Genomic DNA, 22,004 nt, shown 5'->3' with positions numbered 1-22,004 from the left:
TTCCCAGCGCCCCGGAGAGCGCTTTCGCCCTCCGGTTCCTGCGGATGTCGCGCGGAGCCCGCGATACAGCTTCGTGTGTTCGATCCACTGCGTTTCCCTCTCTCATCGGTAGTCGGACGCTCAGCCGCACGCGGCTGCGGAATAGGTGGCGGTGACCGGCGTCGCCGTTCCGTCGACGGTCACGGCCACGACGCCGGCGGTGACCGAGGGCGCGCGCGTGCTGAAGGTCTTCGACACGGACTTCCCCGGGGCGAGGTCTGCGAACGCGCTGGACCCGAATGCCGTGCCGATGGAGCCGCTCACGGCGGTTGTGCCCGTGTTCTTCGCCAACGCCACGACGACGACCTTGCCCGCGACGCAGCGCGTTGCGGTGTGGACCTCCACGCCGGCGGGGGCTGCCGCGACGACGACCTGCACGGTCACCGTCCGATTGCCGGGTGCGACTTCCTGGTCTCGGGAGAGCGACAGATCGAGCATGCCGTTGGCGCGCACGTTCACGGCCTTGAACCACGTGTTACGGTCCGGGTCGAACAGCCCTCCTGCGGCGTTCCCGGTGTGGGGTTCGGGATACGGGCGGGCGTGGTACGCGAGCACAAGGTTGCCTGCCTCGTCGGTGGCGAACGAGTTGTGGCCCGTGCCCGCCTGTCCCGTGCCGCCGATCCTCCCGGCGTAGGTGTCGTTCGTGGTCAGCACCGGCGAGGGCACCTGGGTCCAGCTCGCCGGATCCTTCAGATCCGCGCTCTTGCTCGCACGCAGCAGGCCGAGGTTGTAAAACTTGTCGACCGTGCCGCCCGAGTACGTGAGGTAGATGTAGTCGCCGTGCTCGATCATGAAGGGCGCTTCGACGATGCCTTGGTCAGATCCCTCGTTGGTGTCGGGCGGGGTCGGCGCCTGCTTGCCGTACTCCCACGGCTGGCTCAGCGCGTAGACCTGACTGAGGCCGCCGTCGATGAGCGGAACCGTGCCCTTCGCCCCCATCTTCGCCTTGCCGATGAACAGCTTCGCGCCGCTCGGCATGACCCAGTACCCCCGCGTGACGCCGTTCTCGTCGCGCTCGAGGTATGACACGTCGAATGCCGCGCCCTCGAGGATCGTCGGTTCGCCCCAGTTCTCCTGGTCGACGAGGCCGCCATCGCGCAGCGACTCCTCGCTGCCGACGTAAGGAATGAGGACGGTGTTGTCGCACCATCCGCCGGTGGGCGCGTAGCCCTTGTTCATCCCGGCGATGATCCACCACTGACCGTTGATCTTGTGGAACTCCTGCGCCCAGATGTAGCCACCCCACCCGTAGAACGTGTTGGGATACTGCGCCTGCTTGCCCGGCGTGCCGGCGTCCGGATCGATGACGATCTGCTCGGGGGCATCCTTGAGCCCTGCGATGGTCGTGGCGCGCTTCAGCCCGATCTTGCGGTACGCGTTGGCATCGATCAGCTGGCTCGTGGGAGCGGTCGAGGGGATCGAATAGTGCGAGCCGGTCAGGTACCAGTAGCCGTCGTCCTCGTTGAAGAACAGGTCAGGATCCGCACGCGCATCGTTGACCATCTCCTCGGCTGTCTGCTGCACGATTCCCGACACCTCGTACGTGCCCGCCTTGCTCGTGTCCACGGCCGCGAGTTCATCGGTGTTCCACGCAACGGGGAGCTTCTTGGTCGAGCCGTCGTTGTAGTCGAGCGTGACAGTGGCGGGCAGATCGCCCGCGACGAGCGACTGGCCGTTCGGCGCATCGACCGCGGGCAGCGCGCCCACGCCCGTGTTCCGAAGGTCGACGTAGTTCTTGTAGAAGACGTCGAACTCCGACTTGGAGAGCGAGAACGAGCTCGCCTGGGCCTGAGCCGCGAAACCAGGAAGCCCCGTCCCGGCGACGCCGAGCGCCGTGACGTCCGCCTTCGTCGCGCTCGTCGGTGCACTGGTTCCGGTGAGATCGGTGAGCTGTGCGACGCGTCCCTCGCCGGTCAGCTCGTCCGTCCAGTAGGCCTTGTACTTCTGAGTCGAAGCGTCGAAGACGATGCGCGGATCCTTGACGATCGAGCCGTCGGACGACACCCTGACGCTCCGCTGATTGCGGAAGGTGGCACCGTCAAGGGTGCTCCACACATATACCGAGTCGGTCGCATTGTTCTGTGCCGCCACCGCGCCGAGTGTGCCGTCGGCGAAGCGGACCAGCGTCGGCGAGCCGACCTGCGCGTTGGGGTTGGCAGCCTGCGAGCCGTTCCACGAGACGTAGAGGATCGCCTGAGAACGGTTGAGCGGCTCCCACGCGCCCGCGCCCGCCGGACGCGCCGACGCGAACAGGGCGTCCGAACGGCGATCATCGTTATAGGCGAGCGGGTCGTCCTTGACACCGCCGGTCGTCGTGACGGTCTTGACGTAGGTGGCGATGTCGCCGCCCGCGTCGAGGATCTGCGCAGAGCCGGTGACGGAAGTCGCGACGCCGTCGATGGTCGCCGTCAGCGACACCGGAACGGGCCCGTTCGCCGGACGTGTGACCTTTCCGTCAACGCTCACCAGCGATGCACCGGCACCCGTCGCCGTCCAGGCGACGGTCTTGCCGAGCACGCTCGACGGCAGATCGCCTGTGATGCGCGCGGGGATCGCGAGGGCTGCCGCCGCATCGCTCGGCGCCGTCGCCACTCCGATCTCCGCCGGGCTGAGCGCACGGTTGTAGACCCGGACATTGTCGAGCAGTCCGGAGAAGTACTCGCCGCTCCCCCAGTTCGCCTTGCCGAGCTGCAGCACGCCGCCGGCTGCACCGACGATCGTGGAGAGCGTCCTGCCCGAGGTGTTCGTGGCGACCAGCTTCTGATCGACGAAGAGCCGCGCCGTCGCGCCCGAGATGACGAGATCGACGTGCTTCCACGCGGTGTTCGCGTTCGTATACGCGATGCTGCCCGCGGTGACGCGCGAGCCGGTGTTGTCGTAGCGCTCGACGGTGATGCCCGTCGTCTTGTCGAGGAAGCCGAGGTAGTGCTCCTGCGCGTACGCCTGCGTCGCCGCGCTCCGCGCCGCGAACACGCTCCAGCCGGTGTTGCCGGCGGAGTTCGGCTTGCTGTCGTAGGAGATGGTGACATCGTCGAGTCCCGCCAGAAGCGGCGTCCCGTCGGACTTCGTCACGTCGAGCCAGAAGGCGTTGCCGAGCTGAGCGGCATTGCCCGTCGGCCCACTCACGAGCGTCGCGGTTCCCTGCGTCGTGGCCGTGGCGCCGCCGCCCGTGAAGCTGGTCGTGCCGGTCTCGAACGTGAGATCGGCGATCAACCCGTCGGTCGTAGAGGGGCCGAGCGCGAGCGCCGGGTTCGGAGCCAGCACTCCGGCGCACAGCGCCGCAACCGTCGCGGCGGACCACATCGTTCTTCCGGACTTCTTGATCACGGTGAGCTCCTCATCGGGCTACTTGGTTGATTCCGGATGTTCCGCCGCCGCCCTGCCCAGGCAGCATTCGGTGTCATGTACAGGTCGGATGCTTGTCGACAACGACGGCGGACCCATCCGCCGCCGTCGCCGCCCGTCGGCTATTCCCCGAGGCGGTGACGAGGTGATTCGCCTGTCGGCACCGCCGCAACATGCGACTGATTGATCGGATGTTAGCGAGAACAGCGCGAGATGGTCAAGTGGCCGACACAATTTCTTGCAGCCGATACCCCTCCCTCCCCTTCGACCATGACGAGGTTGCAGCGAGATGCAGCGTGCGCGAGCCGGATTCCCTCGTGCAGCGGACATGTGACGGTCGGGTCGAAGGGGTGGCGAGACCCTCGAACCCCTGCGGACCAAGACACGGGCAGGAACGTCGCGAGGAAGGGCCAGACCTACGAAGCCGTGAACGCAACCACGACATCGATGTCCAGCGTGCGAGGGACGCGCACCGCGTTACCAGATCGCCGACGGTGCGCGCAGTCCTGTGGCGTCGCAATCGCCGCAGACGTAGCCTCGGGAGAATCGCTTCGGGACGCAATTCGATCGGTGAATCGAATACCGTCCTCCCCACCAGATGGGTCGAGATCGAGAATGCCCAGCCGGTGACGGTCCAGGATCTCTCCGCTCGTCTGCGCGTCGACGGCACCGCCACGACGAGCATCCCCGCGTACAGCGGAAGGACGTGGCACGACGGTCTGAAGAGCCCTTGACACGTGAGGCGTCAGTGGATTGCGAGAGGGCTCACACAACCTCAGCCGTTGCATCTCAATGACGCGGTGGTGCGCCGCTGCCGTTCCGACTTCGAGTCCGGCGAACGTGCGTTTCGCGTGCGTGAAGCGTCTCGCCGATCACGAGTGCAAGTGACACGCCGATTCGTGCGCTCGAACGGCGCCACTCCGAGTCTCTGCTCATGGAGTCTGCGCACTCAGGACGGACTGCGCGATGTGCGCTCGCTCAGTAGCACGACGAAATGCGGTGGGAGCCTGACCCGGTTTCCCGGACGGTTGTTGTGTGTTGATCATGCCGCGATCTCGGCGGCGGTGTGAAGGGCTTCGTAGTCGGCGGGGCTGAGGTTGTCGAGGCTGGTGTGCCGGCGGCGGGGGTTGTAGAAGCCCTCGATCCACTCGAACATCGCCGACGCGAGTTGCGCGCGGGAGTCCCAGTTGGTGCGGTCCAGGAGTTCGCGCTGCATGGTCGACCAGAACGACTCGATGAGCGCGTTGTCGACGCTGGACGCGACCCTGCCCATCGAGCCGAGCAGCCCGGCTTGGCGCAGCCGGTGCCCGAAGAGCCAGCTGGTGTATTGCGCTCCTCGGTCCGCATGCACCACGGTTCCGGGTTCGGGGCGGCGGCGCCAGCGGGCCATCTCGAGTGCGTCGACGACGATCTCCGCGGTGATCCGATCCGAGATCGACCAGCCCACGATCCGTCGCGAGTACGCGTCGATCACGGCCGCGCAGTAGACCCATCCGTCACGGGCGCGGTGCTGCGTGATGTCGCAGAACCAGAGCCGGTTCGGGGCATCAGCGTGGAACTGCCGCTTCACAAGGTCGTCATGCGTAGCCGTGTCCGGCTTCCAGCCTCGCCGCTTGCGGCGGTGCGACACGCCGACCAGCCCGTCCTGCCGCATCAGCCGGGCGACGCGCTTGCGGCCGACGTGGACGCCGAGCCCGAGGCGCAGCTCGGCGAGCACCCGTGGCGCGCCATAGGTCGCTCGGGAGTCGGCGTGGATGCGTCGGATCGTGGTGGTCAGCTCTGCGTCCGCGACAGCTCGCGCTGATGGTGGCCGGCTGGCCCAGTCGTAGTAGCCGGAGCTTGAGATGTTCAGGAACCGGCAGGCCACCGCGACGGGCACCCCGTCGGCGGCGAGCTCCTGGACCAGCCGGAACCCTATTTTGGGAGCACGTTCTCCCTGGCGAAGTACGCCGACGCGCGCTTGAGGATCTCGTTCTCCATCTCCAGCACTCGGTTCCGGCGGCGCAGCTCGACGAGCTCTTTGTGCTCATCGGTCGTGATCCCCGGCTTGCGGCCGGAGTCGATCGCGTCGCGGTTCATCCAGTTGCGAAGGCACGACTCGCTGATCCCGAGATCGCGGGCGGTCTGCGCGACCGGGTTGCCCTGTGCGACCAGGTCCAGGGCTCGACGCCGGAACTCCGGCGAATGTGGGGCAGGCATCTCACGGACTCCTTCCGAGACGATCATCGCCTCAAAGTTGGTGTCCGGGAAAGCGGGTCAGGCTCCGTGTCCCGGTAACGCGGGATGAAGTATCGAAGTTGCGAAGCTCCATGGGCTCCCCTGTCGCGCGGGTCGTCTCACCCGCAGCATCAGTAGAGCTGAGGGAAGGAGTCGAGCACTTCGGCTCCGGTGGGGCGGCGTCGCGATCACAGTGCCTGTCGGTTTCTATGCACTCCGCCAGAGCTCGCGTTCGAGCCAACGTTCGGCATCGGCACCTCGACGAACGGGGACGAACCGTTCCCGGCCCGTCCCCGTTCGCGCCGGCTTGCGGCTGCGCTCAGCTTCCCGCAGCCGGATAGCTGACCGTCAGATCCCCGGTCGCCGGGGAACCGTTCACGTCGGCAGATACATGCACCGTCACGGTGCCGGCTGGGATCGTCGACTTTCGTGTGGCGAACGCCTGGCTGGAGCGCTTCCCGGCCGCGACGGTCGTGGTGCCTGAGCCGAACGCGGTCTCTGTGCTGATCGTGATCGGCCGCGGAGAGTTGTTGTTGACCTGCACGACGAGTGTCACTTTTCCTGCGACGATTCGCGTTGCCACCACCGCGGTCACGCCCTCGATGACCGGCGCTGTGGCGGGAGTCAGCTCCCACCTCAGCTGGGCTGAGGCAAGCGCGGGATCACGAAGCGTAACCCCGCTGCTGTTGCTCGTTACACCTAGATTGAGCATGTTGAATCGGTTTGTGATCACATAGGTGCCGTCGTCCAGACGGCTCAATGCCCAGTGCTGGGCAAACTTCCGGGCGGCGGGGACCAGTTCGACTTCCGCGCCCTGCGTGCGGATCCCACCCTTCAGCGCCAGCACCTGGCCGGTGGCCTCGTGCTCGACGTACCAGTAGCAGTCCTCGGCGAGACGGAGCTTCCATCGCTCCGCCGTCGATTGCTGGGCCACTCCGGTGCCCGACTTGGCCAACGAAAGCCCGGAGCCGACGTTGCCGAGGGTGACCACCGTGTCCTCCAGGCTGCTTGCGGAGCGGACCGGGCGGGACGCGCGGCCGCCGATCTTGATGCCGTTGACGTTCGAGTAGCCACCCGAGGCCTCGAGGATCTCGAACTTGACGTAGGCCGCCTCGCGTGCAGTCCACTCGACGAGCTTCGGGGTCTTATCGGGCGCCCAATCGACCATGGCGACCTGCTCGTAGGTGAGGCCATCGGCCGAAGTCCACACGCGCGCTTTGGTGACGTCCCCGTCGGTGCCGCTGCGCCCCCACTGCTTGGGCAGGTACTGCAAGGTGCTCACATTGTTCCAGCGGCCGCCCAGATCGATAAGCAGAGTCGCGGGCAGACTACCGGTACCCGAGGGAGTCCAAGTGGACCAGCACGTCTCGAAGTTCAGATCGCCACGCATGTCGATGGCCTTGTAGGGCACTTCGTAAAGTCCCCACTCGTTGTTGTACGAGGTCGCGTGCGCTGCGACCGGCACGATGGGCCACTCCACCTTCGCCTGCTGACGGGGAAGAGGGGGGCGAGCGGCGTTCGGCCCCGACCACGCCTGTCCGACGGCGGCCAGACGCTCGACGACATTGGTGTCCAGCCTCCCATTCCGGTTTGGCGGGCAGTTCAGAAGGAACGAGGTGTAGCGCGGCTCGGTGTCGGCCAGATGCTGCAGGATGTCAGCCTGTGACATGAGGCCTTCGGTGGGCGTCGACGGGTGCCAGAACCATCCGTTGCTGATTGTCTGCCCCTGCACGCCTGCGTAGGTGTTCCCCGCAGGGGCCCGCACACCCAACGGCTCCTCCCAGAAGATCGCATCCCCGAGCCAGGGCTCCGTGACGGCACAGATGTCCGTCAGCAGACAGTTGGGCTGAAGGTCTTTCACGAGGGTGCGCAGTCGTGCATAGTTCACGGCCTGCTGACCCATCTGCCATGTGTAGCCGTCGGTCATCAACAGATCGATCGGCCCGTAGTTGGTCAGCAGCTCCGTCAGCTGGCCGAGAATCACATCGATGTCCGGAGGCTCGATCGACAGGGTGGTGTCGCTGACGTGCCCGCCATAGCTCTCGATTCCGGCGGTCCGATCCCAGATCGAGAAGTAGAAGCCGACCTTGAGCCCTTCGGCCCGGAAGGCGTCGACGTAGGCGCGAACGACGTCCTGCTTGTAACCGCTGTAGGCGACGTTCTGGGTGCCGAATGCCGTGGGCCAGAGCGAGAACCCGTCGTGGTGTTTCGTGGTGAGCACTCCGTACTGCATCTTGGCCGCCTTGGCTGCCGCCGCCCACTGTGCGCAATCGACGCTTGGCGGCGCGAAGAGGGTAGGTGGCTGCCCCGGGGTCGCCCACTCTTCATCGCTGTAGGTTCCGAGGCTGTAGTGGAGGAACATGCCGAACCGCAGGTCGACGAAGTTGGCGAGCAGTTCCTGCATTGCGTCCGTGGTATCGAGGGACGACATGTCCAGTGCCGTTGAGACCGGCACCGCGTAGGCGGACTCTCGGCTCCCGAGCCACGGGATGGCCGCCGCGGACGCTGCTGTGATCCCCGCCATGGCCAGGAACGCTCGGCGGTCAAGGTTCCGATCAGACATATATGGACTCCGTTGTCAGTAGGTCGGCCGGCTTCGCCGGTGGGTGAAAAGTCAAGTTAGCGGAAACATAGTATGTCTGCAACGTCCTGGAGCGAGACAACAAGGGAATAACGCACCTGGGTGACAGTCATGGCGTGATACATCGGACTGATTCGTCCAAATCCGCTCGTTGCGACGGCCGCTGAGGCGCGAGTGGTCAGCGCGGACGAACCCGCAGCTCCTGCATGCCGCCGTCGACCGCGAGCCCGATGCCGGTGGTGGACCCTGATGTCGGGCTGGCGAGGTAGGCGACCGCGCGGGCCACCTCGTCAGCGGCTACCAGGCGTCCGTGGGGCTGACGGGCCTCGAGTGCGACCCTCTCCGCGGCGGGGTCAGCAGCGGTGGCGAGGAGGCGCGCGATCCATGGCGTGTCGGCAGTTCCGGGACAGACGGCGTTTACCCGGATCCCATCGCGCAGATGGTCTGCAGCCAGTGCGCGGGTCATCGCCAGGACCGCACCCTTGGTGGCCGAGTACAGCACCCGCTGTTCCAGTCCGGCCGTGGCCGCGATCGATGCCATGTTTACGACTGCTGCGGAGAGAGACCGTCTGAGATGTGGAAGGGCGGCGCGGGTGACTCGCGCCATTCCGACGACGTTGATGTCGTACACGCGATGCCACTCGTGGTCATCGTTGGCAGAGACATCCCCTTGGGCGCCGACACCCGCATTGTTCACGACGATATCGATTCCACCCAGGCTGTCGACGACTCTCGCGACCCCCGCCACGACCGCGGCGTCGTCCGTGACGTCGACGTTCACGGAAAGCGTCGCCTGATCGGAGTGCGCGATGTCGAAGGATACGACGCGCGCGCCGTCCGTCAGCAGCCGGTGCACGATCGCGTCGCCGATTCCGGATGCGCCGCCGGTGACCACGGCGACGAGTCCGTCGAGGTCGTGGCTCATTTCCCTTCTCCCCAGGTCACGAACTTCTGGCGTTGACGTCCGAGGCCCTGGATCTCGAGCTCGACCACGTCGCCGATGCGGAGGTACGGGAACCGACCGGACAGCGCGACACCCTCCGGTGTTCCGGTGAGGATCACGTCGCCGGGCTCCAGCACTACGTACCTGCTGAGGTCGGCGACGATCGTTCCCACGTCGAAGATGAGATCGGATGTCCGGGAGTCCTGCCGCGGGGAGCCGTTGACCCAGCTGCGAATCCGGACATCCGTGGGGTCGAACTCATCGGCAGACGCGAGCCACGGGCCGAGCGGCAGGAAACCGGGAGCAGACTTCCCCTTGCTCCATTGGCCACCCGACACAGCCAGTTGCCAGTCACGCTCACTCAGGTCGTTGGCGACTGTGAAGCCTGCCACGCACGCGAGACCGGCTGCCGAGTCGGCGAGGTCGTATGCGCGGCTCCCGACCACGAGAGCCAGTTCCACCTCCCAATCGGTCTTGGAGCTTCTCGGCGGGATCGCGACGTCGTCGTGGGGGCCGACGACCGTATTCGGCGCTTTCATGAACATGACCAGATGCTCGGGAGGCTCGGCTCCCGACTCCCTGGCGTGCGCCGCGTAATTCATGCCGATGCAGTAGACAGCGCCCGGGCGCGCCACCGGAGCGCCGAGTCGCTGGAGCGCCGCAGCGGGCAGCTCGCTCAGGATGCCGGCCCGTCGCGCATCGGCTACCCGCGCAAGGCCGTCCTCCGCGAAGAACCGGGTATCGATGTCGGGAGTTACAGGACGCAGATCCCACATGAAGCCGTCGTCCCAGAGGACCGGGACCTCTTCGCCAGGGTTGCCTACTCGCGCGATTCTCATGCTGCCATGCTCCCATACATCGGATGTTTCTTGACAGATACACATCCGATGTTTATCGTCGCTTCTCGGAGAGGAAGACATGGCTGTCATCACCGCTGTCGAAACGGTCGACATCAGATTCCCGACATCGCTGAGCCTGGATGGCTCCGACGCGATGAATACGGATCCTGACTACTCGGCTGCTTACGTGATCGTTCGCACGGATGCCCTCGATGGTGAAGAAGGACATGCCTTCGTCTTCACCATCGGCCGCGGCAACGATGTGGAGGTGGCCGCAATCCAGGCGCTGGCGCGCCATGTCGTCGGACGCGATGCCGATGAGCTACTGGCCGACATGGGCGAAACCGCCCGGTTGCTCACGCACGACTCTCAGCTGCGGTGGCTCGGGCCCGAGAAGGGCGTGATGCACATGGCGATCGGAGCCGTCTTGAACGCGCTCTGGGACCTGCGCGCCAAGCGGGCCGGGAAACCACTTTGGCTTCATCTCGCGTCCATGAGTCCCGACGAGATCGTTGCTCTCCTCGACTTCCGGTATCTGACCGATGTCCTCACCCCTGCCGATGCGCTGGCGATTCTCCGGCAGGCGGAGTGGGGTAAGGCCGAGCGGATCGCCGCACTATTGGCGGACGGATACCCCGCCTATACGACGACACCGGGATGGCTCGGGTATTCCGACGAGAAGCTCGCGAGGCTGTGCCGCGAAGCGGTCGACGAGGGGTTCGCCCAGATCAAGCTGAAAGTCGGCGCCGACCTGGACGACGACCTGCGCCGTCTGGCTGTCGCGCGCTCGAACGTGCCCCCCGGGTTCCCGATTGCGATCGATGCCAATCAGAGGTGGGGGGTATCGGAGGCGATCTCGTGGGTGTCGGCGCTGGCTCGCTTCGAGCCCGCCTGGATCGAGGAGCCGACGAGCCCCGATGACATCCTGGGGCACTCCGCAATCGCGCGAGGGATTTCGCCGATTCCCGTGGCAACGGGCGAGCACGTGCAGAATCGCATCGTGTTCAAACAGCTCCTGCAGTCCGGAGGGATGCAGATCATGCAGATCGACGCCACCCGGGTCGGCGGTGTGGCCGAGAACATCATGAACCTTCTGCTTGCAGCAAAGTTCGGGATCCGGGTCTGCCCGCATGCCGGTGGCGTCGGCCTGTGCGAGGCGGTTCAGCACCTGTCGATGTTCGACTATGTCGCGGTGTCGGGGACACTCGATGGTCGGATGATCGAGTACGTCGATCACCTGCACGAGCACTTCGTGACTCCCGCCGTCATTCGCGACGGGCGCTACGTGGCGCCGACCGCGCCCGGAGCAGGGACGCAGATGCGTGCGGAGTCCGTCGACATGTACACGTGGCAGGGCGAGGCGCTGGCGGCGACGTCGTGAGCGTCGCGATCACGCCCTTGGGATACGGTGGCGCGTCGGTCGGCAATCTCCACCGTGAGGTCTCGGACGATCGCGCGGCGCGGGTCCTCGAAACGGCGTGGGAATGCGGCATCCGCTATTTCGACACGGCACCCCATTACGGGTTGGGGCTCTCTGAGCGGCGCCTCGGCGAGTTCCTGCGCACGCGTCCTCGCGACCAGTACGTCATCTCCACGAAGGCGGGGCGACTCCTCATCCCCAACCCCGCGTTCGCCGGGGGGACCGATCTGCGAAACGGCTTTGCTGTCCCCGACGACCGGATGCGCCTCTTCGACCCCAGCCCCTCCGGCATTCGCCGCAGTCTCGAAGAGTCGCTACAGCGATTGGGGCTGGATCGCGTGGACATCCTGCTTCTGCATGACCCCGATGTCTACGACCTGGAACGCGGACTCCGTGAGGGTCTCCCCTCCCTCGTGGCGCTGCGAGAGGAGGGCCTCGTGTCACGCGTCGGCGTCGGCGTCAATGACGCTGCCGTGGCCGCCAGTGCCCTTCGTGAGGCGGACATCGACGTCGTGATGATCGCAGGGCGGTATACGCTCCTCGAGCAGCCGGCCGCAGAGGACCTGCTCCCGCTCGCATCCTCTCGAGGCACCCGCATCGTGGCCGCGGCCCCCTTCAACTCCGGGCTGCTGTCCAGGGCGCACGTCGGTGACCGCTACAACTACGCAGATGCCCCCGCCGAACTCGTCGCGCGCGCCCGGGCCATCGCCGATCTGTGCGAGCAGTTCGGGGTCGACCTGCCCACAGCAGCTCTCCACTTCCCGCTGCGGCATCCGGCCGTCGACAGTGTCGTCGTCGGAACGGACGATCCGCACGCGGTACGCGAGAACGCACGTCGTCTTGCCGCTCCGGTGCCGGACGCCCTGTGGGAGGCGCTCGCCTCAGAAGGCTTCATACCGTCCACGACCAGCGTGGTGTCGCGATGACGGGCGCCCTGTTGGAAGCACGCGGAGTGAGTAAGGGCTTCCCCGGAGTCAAGGCCCTCGATGACGTGGGCTTCGACCTTCGCTACGGCGAGGTCCTGGCACTGGTCGGCGAGAACGGTGCGGGCAAGTCGACACTGATGAAGCTGCTTGCCGGGATCTACACCCCCGACGCGGGATCGTTCCTTCTCGGTGGCGAGGAGTACGTCCCGCAGGGCCCGCGGCACGCGCAGCGGCTGGGCATCAGCATCATCCATCAGGAATTCAATCTGATGCCCGACCTGACTATCGCCCAGAACATCTTCATCGGACGAGAGCCGCGGCTGTTGGGGCTCGGAGTCCGGGAGCGCGAACTGAACGCGCGGGCGCAATCCCTGTTCGACAGACTCGGCTTGGCGCTGGACCCGACAGAGCCGGTCTCCCATCTGACGGTGGCACGACAGCAGATGGTGGAGATCGCGAAGGCGCTCTCCTTCGATTCGACGGTCCTCATCATGGATGAGCCCACTGCAGCGCTCAACGACGCAGAAGCCGAGGCGCTCTTCGAGATGATCGATCGGTTCCGCTCGCCGAAGACGGGGGTAATCTACATCTCTCACCGGATGCCGGAGCTCAGCCGCATCTCGGATCGGATCACAGTCCTGCGAGACGGACGCTACGTCGACACACTGGCGACGGCGAGCGCCGATCCCAAAGAGGTGATCTCCCTCATGGTGGGCCGCGCTGTCCACGCGGAGCGCCGACCCGACGTGACGGACGGTCCGGTCGTGCTCGCCGTCGAGGACCTGTCAACCAAAGCTCTTCTTCGGAATGTGAGCTTCGACGTGCGCGCCGGCGAGGTACTGGGCTTCGCCGGACTCATGGGCGCAGGTCGGACGGAGGTGGCACGCGCGGTCATCGGGGCGGACCCGAAGCAGAGTGGTCGCATCACTCTGCGGGGCGAGCCTGTCTCGATCTCCAGCCCGTCTGAGGCGGCGCGGCTCGGCATCGGCTACCTGTCCGAGGACCGGAAGCAACTGGGCGTGCTGGTGGACAGCAGTGTGCAAGACAATGTCGCGCTCGCGTCGTTGCGCCGGTACCGCACGTGGTGGGGATGGATGCGAGACCGCACCATTCAATCCACCGCGCGCGAGTACGTCCAGAAGCTGCGGATCAAGACACCGTCCACCACGCAGCTGGTGCGCAACCTGTCGGGTGGCAATCAGCAGAAGGTCGTCCTCGCGAAGTGGCTCGCGTGCGATTGCGACGTGCTGATATTCGACGAGCCCACCCGGGGAATCGATGTCGGTGCGAAGGAAGAGATCTATGGCCTGCTTCGCGAGCTGGCCGCGCAGGGCAAAGCGATCATCGTGATCTCCTCCGAACTGCCGGAGATCCTGCGTCTCTCCCACCGAATCGCGGTGATGGCCGAGGGACATCTCATGGCCATCCTGTCCAACGCCGATGCCACCCAGGAGAACCTCATGTACCACGCAACACGCTTCGGCTCCGAAGGGACGATTGCGCCATGACCGTCACGCAGCCGAAATCACCGACGGCCACCACCGCAGCAGCACCGTCGGGAGGCGATCGCTTATCCCGACTGCGGGGATCGGTTCAACAGCTCCTGGCCGCCGCGAGCCTCGTCGTGATTCTGATCTTCTTCTCCTTCGCAAGCGAGAACTTCTTCACAGCGAACAACCTCATCTCGATACTCACCGCGGCCACGGTGACCGGGGTTCTTGCGCTGGGAACGACCTTCGTCATCATCACGGGTGGGATCGACCTCTCGATCGGCACCGGAATGATTCTGTGCGGAGTGATGGCGGGCGTCTTCATCACTTTCTGGGGATGGCCCGTGTGGCTCGGGGTCGCCGCGACGATCGCCTTCGGGGCCCTGATCGGATTCGTGAATGGCGTCAACATCTCGATTCTCGGCATCCCGCCTTTCATCGCCACGCTCGGCATGATGCTCATCGCGGCCGGGCTATCGCTCGTGATCAGCGGTACCAAGCCGATCTACTTCACCGACACACCGGAATTCGGCGACATCATGAATTTGTCGATCATCCCCGGGATCCGCTTTCCGATCGGCGTCAGCGTCTTCATCGTCGTGATCGTCGTCGCGACGCTCCTCCTTTCGAAAACGATCGTCGGCCGCTACGCATTCGCGATCGGCTCGAATGAGTCCGCCACGGCCCTGTCGGGGGTCAACGTGCGACGCTGGAAGATCACGATCTACGCGATGGCCGGCCTGTTCGTCGGACTTGCCGGCGTGCTCTCCGCATCGCGCCTGTCGTCGGCACAGCCGACAGGCGGAATGGGACTCGAACTGGAGGCGATCGCGGCCGTGGTCATCGGCGGCACCTCTCTTCAAGGCGGCAAGGGGTCGATCGTGGGCACCGTCATCGGCGCGCTCATCATGGCGGTGCTCACCAACGGCCTGCGGATCACCTCGGTCCCTCAGGAGTGGCAGTCCGTCGCCGTCGGAATCGTCATCCTCGTGGCCGTCTACATCGACATCCTTCGCCGCCGCCGGACGTGACCCGAGAGCCCTTACTCACACCACCACCAACCCACACCAAGAACACAACGGAGTGACCAGAGAATCATGATGAAGAAACGTGCATTGACCGCAGTCGTCGCCATTGCCGCCGCGGCTCTCGCATTCAGCGGGTGCGCGGGAGGCACCGATGCGGGAGCCACCGGCGACTCCAGCGGAGGAAAGCCCTACATCGCCCTCGTCTCGAAAGGCTTCCAGCACCAATTCTGGCAGGCCGTCAAGGCGGGAGCAGAACAGGCAGCCGAGGAGTTCGATGTCGAGGTGTCTTTCGACGGCCCGGATACGGAGGCCGATGTGGATCAGCAGATCCAGCTACTGCAGACCGCCCTGGACAAGAACCCGGCCGCCATCGGATTCGCCGCTCTCGACAGCCAAGCAGCGAGCCCGCTCCTGCAGCAGGCGCAGGGCGCCGGTATTCCCGTGATCGCTTTCGACTCCGGAGTCGACAGTGACATCCCGCTTACCACCGCGGCCACCGACAACACCGCCGCGGCGGCCGAAGCCGCGAAGCACCTCGTCGAGGCGATCGGAGGCTCGGGAAAGGTCGCCGTGGTCGCTCACGACCAGACGTCGCTGACCGGCCAGCAGCGACGGGACGGCTTCGTGGACTACATCAAGAAGAGCGCTCCGGATGTCGAGGTCGTCGACATCCAGTACGGCGGCGGCGACCAAGCGAAGTCCGCCGACCTCGCCAAGGCGATCATCGCCGCCAACCCGGATCTTAAGGGCATCTACGGCACGAACGAGGGCTCGGCCATCGGCGTCGTGCAGGCGGTGAAGGAACTCGGCATCTCCCCCGACGCTCTGGCGGTCGTCGGCTTCGACTCGGGCAAGGCGCAGATCGATGCGATCAAGGACGGGTTGATGCTCGGTGCGATCACTCAGAATCCCGTCGGGATCGGGTACGAGACCGTGAGGGCGGCCGTCGAAGCCATCAAGGGCGAAACGCTCCCCGAGGCGATCGACACGGGCTTCTACTGGTACGACGCCGACAATATCGACGACGAGAAGATCCAAGCTGTGCTCTACGAATGAGTTGATCTTCCTGCAGCGGGGCGGACCTCTTCAGGTCCGCCCCGCTTTTTCGCGGGCTCACGCCGGTAGCCGGTACCACTGACGGGCGGTACCGTGCGAAACCGAATCCCACGAGCCGGATCGAGAGTCGGTGACAGCGCGAACAGTCTCGACGAACTGGGCGAACGTCACGCGCGCACCCGACAGAGTGCTGACAGGGAAATCACTGCCCAGCATGCACCTCGTGGGCCCGAACGCCGCAAGTGCATACGAGAGAAAAGCGGCGGCGTGGCGATCGAACGCTTCACGGTCTGCAGCCTCGGCGGACAGCCCCGACAGCTTCACTGCGGTCAGACTCCGAGCGGCCAACCGGTCGATCACTCGTGCCCACACGGTCCCGTCCTCGCTGTCGATCCCCGCATTCACCGGCGGCTTGCCGAGGTGATCGAGCACGACCGGCAGCCCGGGCACATTCTCGACAAGGTCTGCCAGAGCCGAGAGCTGTTCGTGCCGTACGCACGCGTCGAAGACGAGTCCTGACGCCGCCACGCGCGCGAGGGGCGCTGCGAGATCGGCAAGCTCATCGACTCCGTACTGCTGAAGGATGTGTCGGACTCCGACCACCGCAGGAAAGGCGCGCAGCGCCTCCAGGTCGCCCTCCAGATGTGGTGAGCGCAGGTTGACCGCTGCGACGACGCCGGCAAGCTCGGGCCAGTGCAGGCTCGTCACCCACCGAACCTCGTCGAGGGCCTGTTCGGGGAGGCAATCCGCCTGAACGAACACCATTCGGGTGCTCTGGGCGACTGTCTCGATGGCGGGGGGAAGGAGGGACCGTCTCAGATCCGACTCATCCTCGAGCCACGGGTATCGGAGCAGCTGCGGCTCCCACACATGAACATGACTGTCGACGATCATTCGGGGTCAGCTGATCGCTGCTCAGCCAGGCTCCAGACCACTCGCAGCGGCGCGTAACCGATCTCCCCTTCGCTGTCATAGAACGCCTGCACGAACCGTCCGATGTGGGACTGCCACCTCGCATCTGCAGGGTCATCCCGAATGATCGTCATTGCGCTGTCGAAGTCGTCGCACTCGACAAGGTGGAACAGGCGATCGCCGGAACGCCAGATCGTCCAGTCCACGATGCCCGCCCGGTCGAAGACTTCTCGGAGCTCATTCGGGATACGTCCATGTTCGAGTTCGTATGGAGCGCTCGCGCCGGCCACGAGCTCTGAGTGCAACACGACCCTCATGACTTCTCGGTCATGCCTCGCTCTGAGCGGCAGCATCGCGCAGCCACTCCTCCACACCGCCGATATGCGCCAGCATCCGTGCGCGGGCGAGGTCGGGATCCTGTCGCCGCAGGGCCGCGAGGATCATCCGATGCTCTTCGAGAGTGCGGTCCGCGGCGCCACGCTGCGTGATCCCGCGCCAGATCCTCGCGCGCACCGTTCCACCCGAAAGGCTCTCCAGGAGGCGGGCGAGGTATTCGTTACCCGAGGCATCGGCGATCCTCTGGTGAAATTCGAGGTCGTGCGCGACGAGATCCTCGATGTTGCCGTCGATGTCTGTCTGGTCGATGAGTTCGGCCAGCGTGTCAGCGTCGGCCTCGCTCAGACGGAGAGCCGCCAGTGCGGCAGCAGCCGGCTCGAGGATCCGGCGCACGCCGAAGACCTCGAGAACCGAATGGTCGGTGTGCAGATCGACGACGAAGTTCATAGCCTCCAGGAGAACTCGGGGCTCGAGACTGGTCACGTACGTCCCGTCGCCTCGCCGCACGTCCAGAACGCGGATCACCTCGAGCGCCTTCACTGCCTCCCGAAGGGAGTTGCGAGACAGTCCGAGGCTCTCGCTGAGCTCCTTCTCGGGCGGCAGGCGATCACCGGGGCCCAAGGCGCCCGAAGTGATCATCTCCTTGATTCGAAGGATCGCTTCATCAGTCACTGCCATGCCCGACATCGTAGCCGGACATCCGACCTTTCTGGGTTGCGGCCTCTCTTCGCGGGCCCACGACACCTGAGCGGGGCGGCGGCCGTGAACGCGCGACCCGTCGTGTCGATGCTCTGCTGGTCGCATGAGTAGCGCCGGTCTCCCCGTCGCCCTTTCGGAGGTCGGGGAGACCGACGAATGGGCGTGAGGAACTAACTGGTGACAGGTTCGGTTGAGGCCGCCAGTGTGAGCGACTGGGCTAGCTTGGCTTCGAACTCGATCGGCGTCAACCCGCCGAGGGTGTCCTGGGCTCGTTGGCGGTGATACTTCCGCTCGATCCAGATCACGATGGCCAGGCGCAACTCCTGGCGCGTCGCCCATCGCTGCTGGTTGAGCACGTTCGTTCGCAGGAGCGACCAGAAGCTCTCCATTGCCGCGTTTCTCCGGGGCACCGACGCGGCCCATCGATCGCAGCGGGGTCATTCCGGGAGCCTTGCACTCTCGCCCGTGGCGGCGGGGCGGCGGACACGCAGGTGACCTACACACCCGATGCGGTCGAGAGAGTTGCTGATTGACGGTCATGTCAGTCAGCTTGTACATTTGGGACGCGCGAACCTGAAACGATTCAGGTCTTGGGGCACGCCGTCAGGGCGACGGCCGTCCGTCGACTTCCTCGACACCCAAATTCTGCGCCCGCTCCGCAGATTTCGCGGTGCGGTCCGTTCAATGACGAAAGGGCACGAGATGAGACTGAGCAGACGATCCGGGAGGTGCGCCGGGATCGGCGCGGCAGCCACCCTGGCTGCAGGGCTGTTGATTCCGCTATCCATCGCTCCTGGAGCCGCGCTCGCCTCGCCCCCGAGCGACTCGATCGTGCCGGCGAGTTTCGCAGCACCCCCGATCGGGTACCGCCCGGGCGTCCGATGGTGGTGGCCGGGCAATGCTGCCTCGACGGAGGACCTCCTCGCGCAGCTCGACTACCTGCACGACAACGGCTTCGGTGCTGTGGAGATCGTCGCATTCGCGAAGGACTTCTACACGGAAGGACCCGGGCCGGGCATCAGCACGATCTATGACGCTCGCGACGCCGGCCACGATGAGGCTGCGATCCTCGGCTACGAGACGCCGGCGTATTTCGAGAAGCTGGATGCCGTCATCAAGCGAGCGAACAAATTGGGGATCACGGTGGACCTCAACATCGGCTCGGGCTATCTGGCGAGCGACGACTCGGTCGACGTCAGCGAAAGCCAGAGCAACCTGGCCCTGGGTCGCGCTACCGTCGCATTCGACGGATCTCAGCTCGCCGTCACGAGCGGAGACGTCGAGGCGGGCCTCTCCGACGCTAACGCCGAGATCAGCATCCCGGGGGCCGAGGCGAGCCCGTTCTACGTGTCACAGAAGGCCGGGATGGACTTCGGGATCTGGGACACGCAGAACGTCAAGCTCACCGCCGTCGTGCTCGCGCCGATCACGGCCCCTGGAGCTGCCCTCCCCAGAAACAATCAGGTCGTGACGAAGGACTTCACCGCGGTGAAGACGTACGACCGGCGAACAGTCGTGGACCTTGCGAACTCGAAGGTCTTCTACCCCGAGCAGGGAGATACGCAGATCAGCGTCCCGGCGGCGGAGCTCACCCAAGGGTCGTACGAGGTCATCGCGATGTACAGCCTGCCTACAGGGTCCTTCGCGATCAACGGAGTCATCGACAACGGCGAGAACGGACAGCGTAACCACGTTGTCGATCACCTCGACCCGGAGGCCATCAAGGCGATGATCGGCGGATGGTTGGGAGATCCCCGCCTGAAGAAGATCATCACCACGCGCGACGTGCGCGCTGGGTTCAACGACAGCTACGAGTTCTACACCGACACCTTCTACAACGACCTCATCCAGAATGCGGCGAAGTCCGAGGAGATCCTGGGCTACGACGTCACCAAGTTCGTACCCGCGATGTACCAGTTCTACCAGCAGTCCTTCCTGCTGGGATCGGTGCCCGCCGTAAAGCAGGAGTTCCTCGACCTGGGGATGAAGCAGCCCGCAGCATCCGGAGCGTCCCTGCTCGCGTCGTCGCTGCCCGCCGCGGAGACGCAACGCGTGCAATACGACTACAACAGGCTGGTCAATGAAGGCTTCCTCTCGGGGATGGACGCGTTCTCGGACTCACTGGGCGAGTTCGGTCTCGTCTACCGCCAGCAGGCGTACAACCCCCCGTTGGACACCCTGAAGGCCGCCGAGTTCGTCGACATTCCAGAGACGGAGGGACTCAGCGAGTACTCACTCAAGCGGGTTTCGTCTGGCGCGCACCTCTACGGCAAGGACCTCGTGACCAGCGAGGTCTACACGCTCGGATCGACCCCGTTCAACGTGACGCCGGACTTCATCAAGCGTGGCTTCGACCTCATGGCCACGAGCGGCGTCAACAACTTCTTCTATCACGGCTTGAACGCCCCCTACCACGGTAACAAGGACCCGGAGTTCACGTCCGACGACAACCTCTACCCCGAAGAGGGATGGCGAGCGTGGGGCACGATCGGCGTCGAGATGGCGGATACCGACCCTACCCACGATTACTACAAGTCGATGAATGCCTATGCGTCGCGGGCGAACTACCTCATGCAGCAGGGCAAGGCCAGCGCAGATGTCGCCGTTTACATGCCGCTCTTCGGCAACCTCAGTGCGACCGCTTCGGTGGCCGCGCTGCAGTCTCGTGGCTTCCAATGGGATGCCATCAACGACGACACGATCCAGAATTCTCTCAAGTGGGACGGCGAACACCTGATCGCCAATGGCGGGGCCATGCGGTTCGATGCCCTCGTCCTGCAATCCGCGACCGTGCCCGTAGAGACGATGACGGCCTTGCGTGACCTGCAAGATGCGGGTGCGCCGATCTATCTCGTCGGCGTGGCACCGTCGGCGCAGCCTGGCTATGCCGACGGCGCTTATGCAGCGCTCGACGCTCAGGTAGCCGCCCTCGCAGGAGAACTGGGAGACGTGCTCACGCCCGCCGCCCTTGTGGGTATCGTCGAGGCTCGCAACGCCGCGCCGATCTCATTCGCCGAGAACTCGAGTGTGCGCTCCATGCGACGGGAACTGGCCGGCGGCGGCGAGATCGCCTACGTACGCAACACCTCTGTCTCTGCGCCGACGACGATCTCGTTCGACACGGACCCGCGGTTCGCGTCCTGCTACTGGCTGGATCCTGACACCGGCAGAATCCACCAGGCTGGGCTTCTCGAGGATCCGATCACCCTCGAGGCGTCCGGTGCCGTGGCCATCCTGTGCGACCCCTCGAAAGCGGCCTTCAAGAGCAAGGACGTCTCAGCCGGCGTCCCGGAGAACATCGACGCATCACCCGTTCCTGTCGTGATCCCGGTGGATGGGTTCGAACTCACCGTGACCGCCGACAACATCGGTAAGCGACTTCCCGGTGAGACGGAGACGCGCACCTACAAGACCGGCGATGTGCTCGGCTCGTGGGCGAACGACGCTGTCCTGGGCGGCGAGCTCAAGTACGTCGCATCGAAGGGCACCTATCGCACGACGATCGACGTGCGAAACGCCGAGACGATCGGAGACGGTCGAGCGGTACTCGACCTGGGATCGGTTCGGGATGCCGCCACGGTGCGGGTCAACCCGGGCACGAGCCACGAGCTGACTGTGCAGCTGTACTCCGCACCCTTCCGCACCGACATCAGCGCGGCGCTGGTCACTGGTGAGAACGTCGTCGAGATCGACGTGCAGCCTGTCAAGAACAACCGCCGCCAGGGATTGAAGCAGTTGTACGCCGAGGCGCCGGCACTGTACCCGCAGTATGCCTCCTACTCCAAGGCTGTCGGTGGGTCTGCCCTCGTTCCGGCTGGGTTGGTCGGGCCGGTGACCGTCTCGCTCCCCGAGGGCGCCGACACCGCCGCTCCCAAGCTGCCGACCTCCATCCAGGTGACAGCGCAGACGCTGGGCGGCAAGGCCCGCCTATCAGTGGCCGTGACAAACGAGGCGGCCGTGCCCATCGACATCGCGATCGCGACGGCTTACGGGAACAAGACCTACAGGAACGTTGCGCCCGGCAAGACGGTGACGGCCTCGGTCAACTCCGCGCTGGCCGCAATCCCGGCGGGCGAGGTCACCATCACGGCCAGCGGCACTCTGAACGGCGGGACGGTCACGGAGACTCAAACGGTCCCGCATGGGGCATTCCCAACCGCTCCCTAGCGCAGG

15 protein-coding genes and 1 pseudogene are annotated in these 22,004 nt (G+C 65.3%); 6 read left to right on the top strand and 10 right to left on the bottom strand.

Annotated features, from left to right (window positions below):
- Positions 1-120 precede the first annotated feature (120 nt).
- The 6 genes from ACSBPH_RS16530 to ACSBPH_RS16505 form a co-directional block, all read right to left on the bottom strand.
- The gene (locus ACSBPH_RS16530) at positions 121-3,366 is read right to left on the bottom strand and encodes a family 43 glycosylhydrolase (RefSeq protein WP_442575400.1); all 3,246 of its coding nucleotides are present in this window, start codon (positions 3,364-3,366) and stop codon (positions 121-123) included.
- Positions 3,367-4,426: 1,060 nt separating this feature from the next.
- The gene (locus tag ACSBPH_RS16525; protein ID WP_442574808.1) at positions 4,427-5,263 is read right to left on the bottom strand and encodes an IS3 family transposase; all 837 of its coding nucleotides are present in this window, start codon (positions 5,261-5,263) and stop codon (positions 4,427-4,429) included.
- Between the two features lie 35 nt (positions 5,264-5,298).
- Positions 5,299-5,583: a transposase gene (locus ACSBPH_RS16520; protein ID WP_442574809.1), complete on the bottom strand. Its 285-nt coding sequence runs from the start codon at positions 5,581-5,583 to the stop codon at positions 5,299-5,301.
- Positions 5,584-5,920: 337 nt separating this feature from the next.
- Positions 5,921-8,005 carry an alpha-L-fucosidase gene (locus tag ACSBPH_RS16515; RefSeq protein WP_442575399.1) on the bottom strand — a complete coding sequence of 695 codons (2,085 nt, stop codon included), beginning with the start codon at positions 8,003-8,005 and terminating at the stop codon, positions 5,921-5,923.
- Between the two features lie 355 nt (positions 8,006-8,360).
- Positions 8,361-9,107, bottom strand: coding sequence for an SDR family NAD(P)-dependent oxidoreductase (locus ACSBPH_RS16510; RefSeq protein WP_442575398.1), 747 nt, complete (start codon positions 9,105-9,107; stop codon positions 8,361-8,363).
- Positions 9,104-9,964, bottom strand: coding sequence for a fumarylacetoacetate hydrolase family protein (locus ACSBPH_RS16505; RefSeq protein WP_442575397.1), 861 nt, complete (start codon positions 9,962-9,964; stop codon positions 9,104-9,106). The genes ACSBPH_RS16510 and ACSBPH_RS16505 overlap by 4 nt, the downstream gene beginning before the upstream one ends.
- A 79-nt stretch (positions 9,965-10,043) precedes the next feature.
- On the opposite strand from ACSBPH_RS16505, the gene ACSBPH_RS16500 reads away from it, so the two are divergent.
- From ACSBPH_RS16500 to ACSBPH_RS16480, 5 genes are all read left to right on the top strand, one after another.
- Positions 10,044-11,345, top strand: a complete 1,302-nt coding sequence (locus ACSBPH_RS16500; RefSeq protein ID WP_442575396.1) for an enolase C-terminal domain-like protein — start codon at positions 10,044-10,046, stop codon at positions 11,343-11,345.
- On the top strand, positions 11,342-12,310 hold the full coding sequence (locus tag ACSBPH_RS16495; protein ID WP_442575395.1) for an aldo/keto reductase: 969 nt from the start codon (positions 11,342-11,344) through the stop codon (positions 12,308-12,310). The genes ACSBPH_RS16500 and ACSBPH_RS16495 overlap by 4 nt, the downstream gene beginning before the upstream one ends.
- Positions 12,307-13,818, top strand: coding sequence for a sugar ABC transporter ATP-binding protein (locus ACSBPH_RS16490; protein ID WP_442575394.1), 1,512 nt, complete (start codon positions 12,307-12,309; stop codon positions 13,816-13,818). The genes ACSBPH_RS16495 and ACSBPH_RS16490 overlap by 4 nt, the downstream gene beginning before the upstream one ends.
- Complete coding sequence (locus ACSBPH_RS16485) at positions 13,815-14,831, top strand: ABC transporter permease (protein WP_442575393.1); 1,017 nt, start codon at positions 13,815-13,817, stop codon at positions 14,829-14,831. Before ACSBPH_RS16490 ends, ACSBPH_RS16485 begins: the two co-directional genes overlap by 4 nt.
- Positions 14,832-14,915: 84 nt before the next feature.
- Positions 14,916-15,884: an ABC transporter substrate-binding protein gene (locus ACSBPH_RS16480; RefSeq protein ID WP_442575392.1), complete on the top strand. Its 969-nt coding sequence runs from the start codon at positions 14,916-14,918 to the stop codon at positions 15,882-15,884.
- Between the two features lie 57 nt (positions 15,885-15,941).
- Here ACSBPH_RS16480 and ACSBPH_RS16475 read toward each other — a convergent pair whose 3' ends face one another.
- From ACSBPH_RS16475 to ACSBPH_RS16460, 4 genes and pseudogenes are all read right to left on the bottom strand, one after another.
- Complete coding sequence (locus ACSBPH_RS16475; protein ID WP_442575391.1) at positions 15,942-16,778, bottom strand: amidohydrolase family protein; 837 nt, start codon at positions 16,776-16,778, stop codon at positions 15,942-15,944.
- Positions 16,775-17,113 carry an L-rhamnose mutarotase gene (locus ACSBPH_RS16470; RefSeq protein WP_442575390.1) on the bottom strand — a complete coding sequence of 113 codons (339 nt, stop codon included), beginning with the start codon at positions 17,111-17,113 and terminating at the stop codon, positions 16,775-16,777. Before ACSBPH_RS16470 ends, ACSBPH_RS16475 begins: the two co-directional genes overlap by 4 nt.
- Before the next feature lie 10 nt (positions 17,114-17,123).
- The gene (locus ACSBPH_RS16465; RefSeq protein WP_442577327.1) at positions 17,124-17,810 is read right to left on the bottom strand and encodes a FadR/GntR family transcriptional regulator; all 687 of its coding nucleotides are present in this window, start codon (positions 17,808-17,810) and stop codon (positions 17,124-17,126) included.
- Between the two features lie 191 nt (positions 17,811-18,001).
- Positions 18,002-18,257: pseudogene (locus tag ACSBPH_RS16460) on the bottom strand (integrase core domain-containing protein); the annotation flags it as partial.
- Between the two features lie 276 nt (positions 18,258-18,533).
- Between ACSBPH_RS16460 and ACSBPH_RS16455 the strand changes: the two are divergent.
- Positions 18,534-21,998, top strand: a complete 3,465-nt coding sequence (locus ACSBPH_RS16455; RefSeq protein ID WP_442575389.1) for a glycosyl hydrolase — start codon at positions 18,534-18,536, stop codon at positions 21,996-21,998.
- Positions 21,999-22,004 lie beyond the last annotated feature (6 nt).

The organism is Microbacterium sp. F51-2R (assembly GCF_052180235.1).
GTDB lineage: Bacteria > Actinomycetota > Actinomycetes > Actinomycetales > Microbacteriaceae > Microbacterium.
The sequence above is the reverse complement of the archived record's forward strand: the minus strand, read 5'-3'. Positions and strand labels throughout refer to the sequence as shown.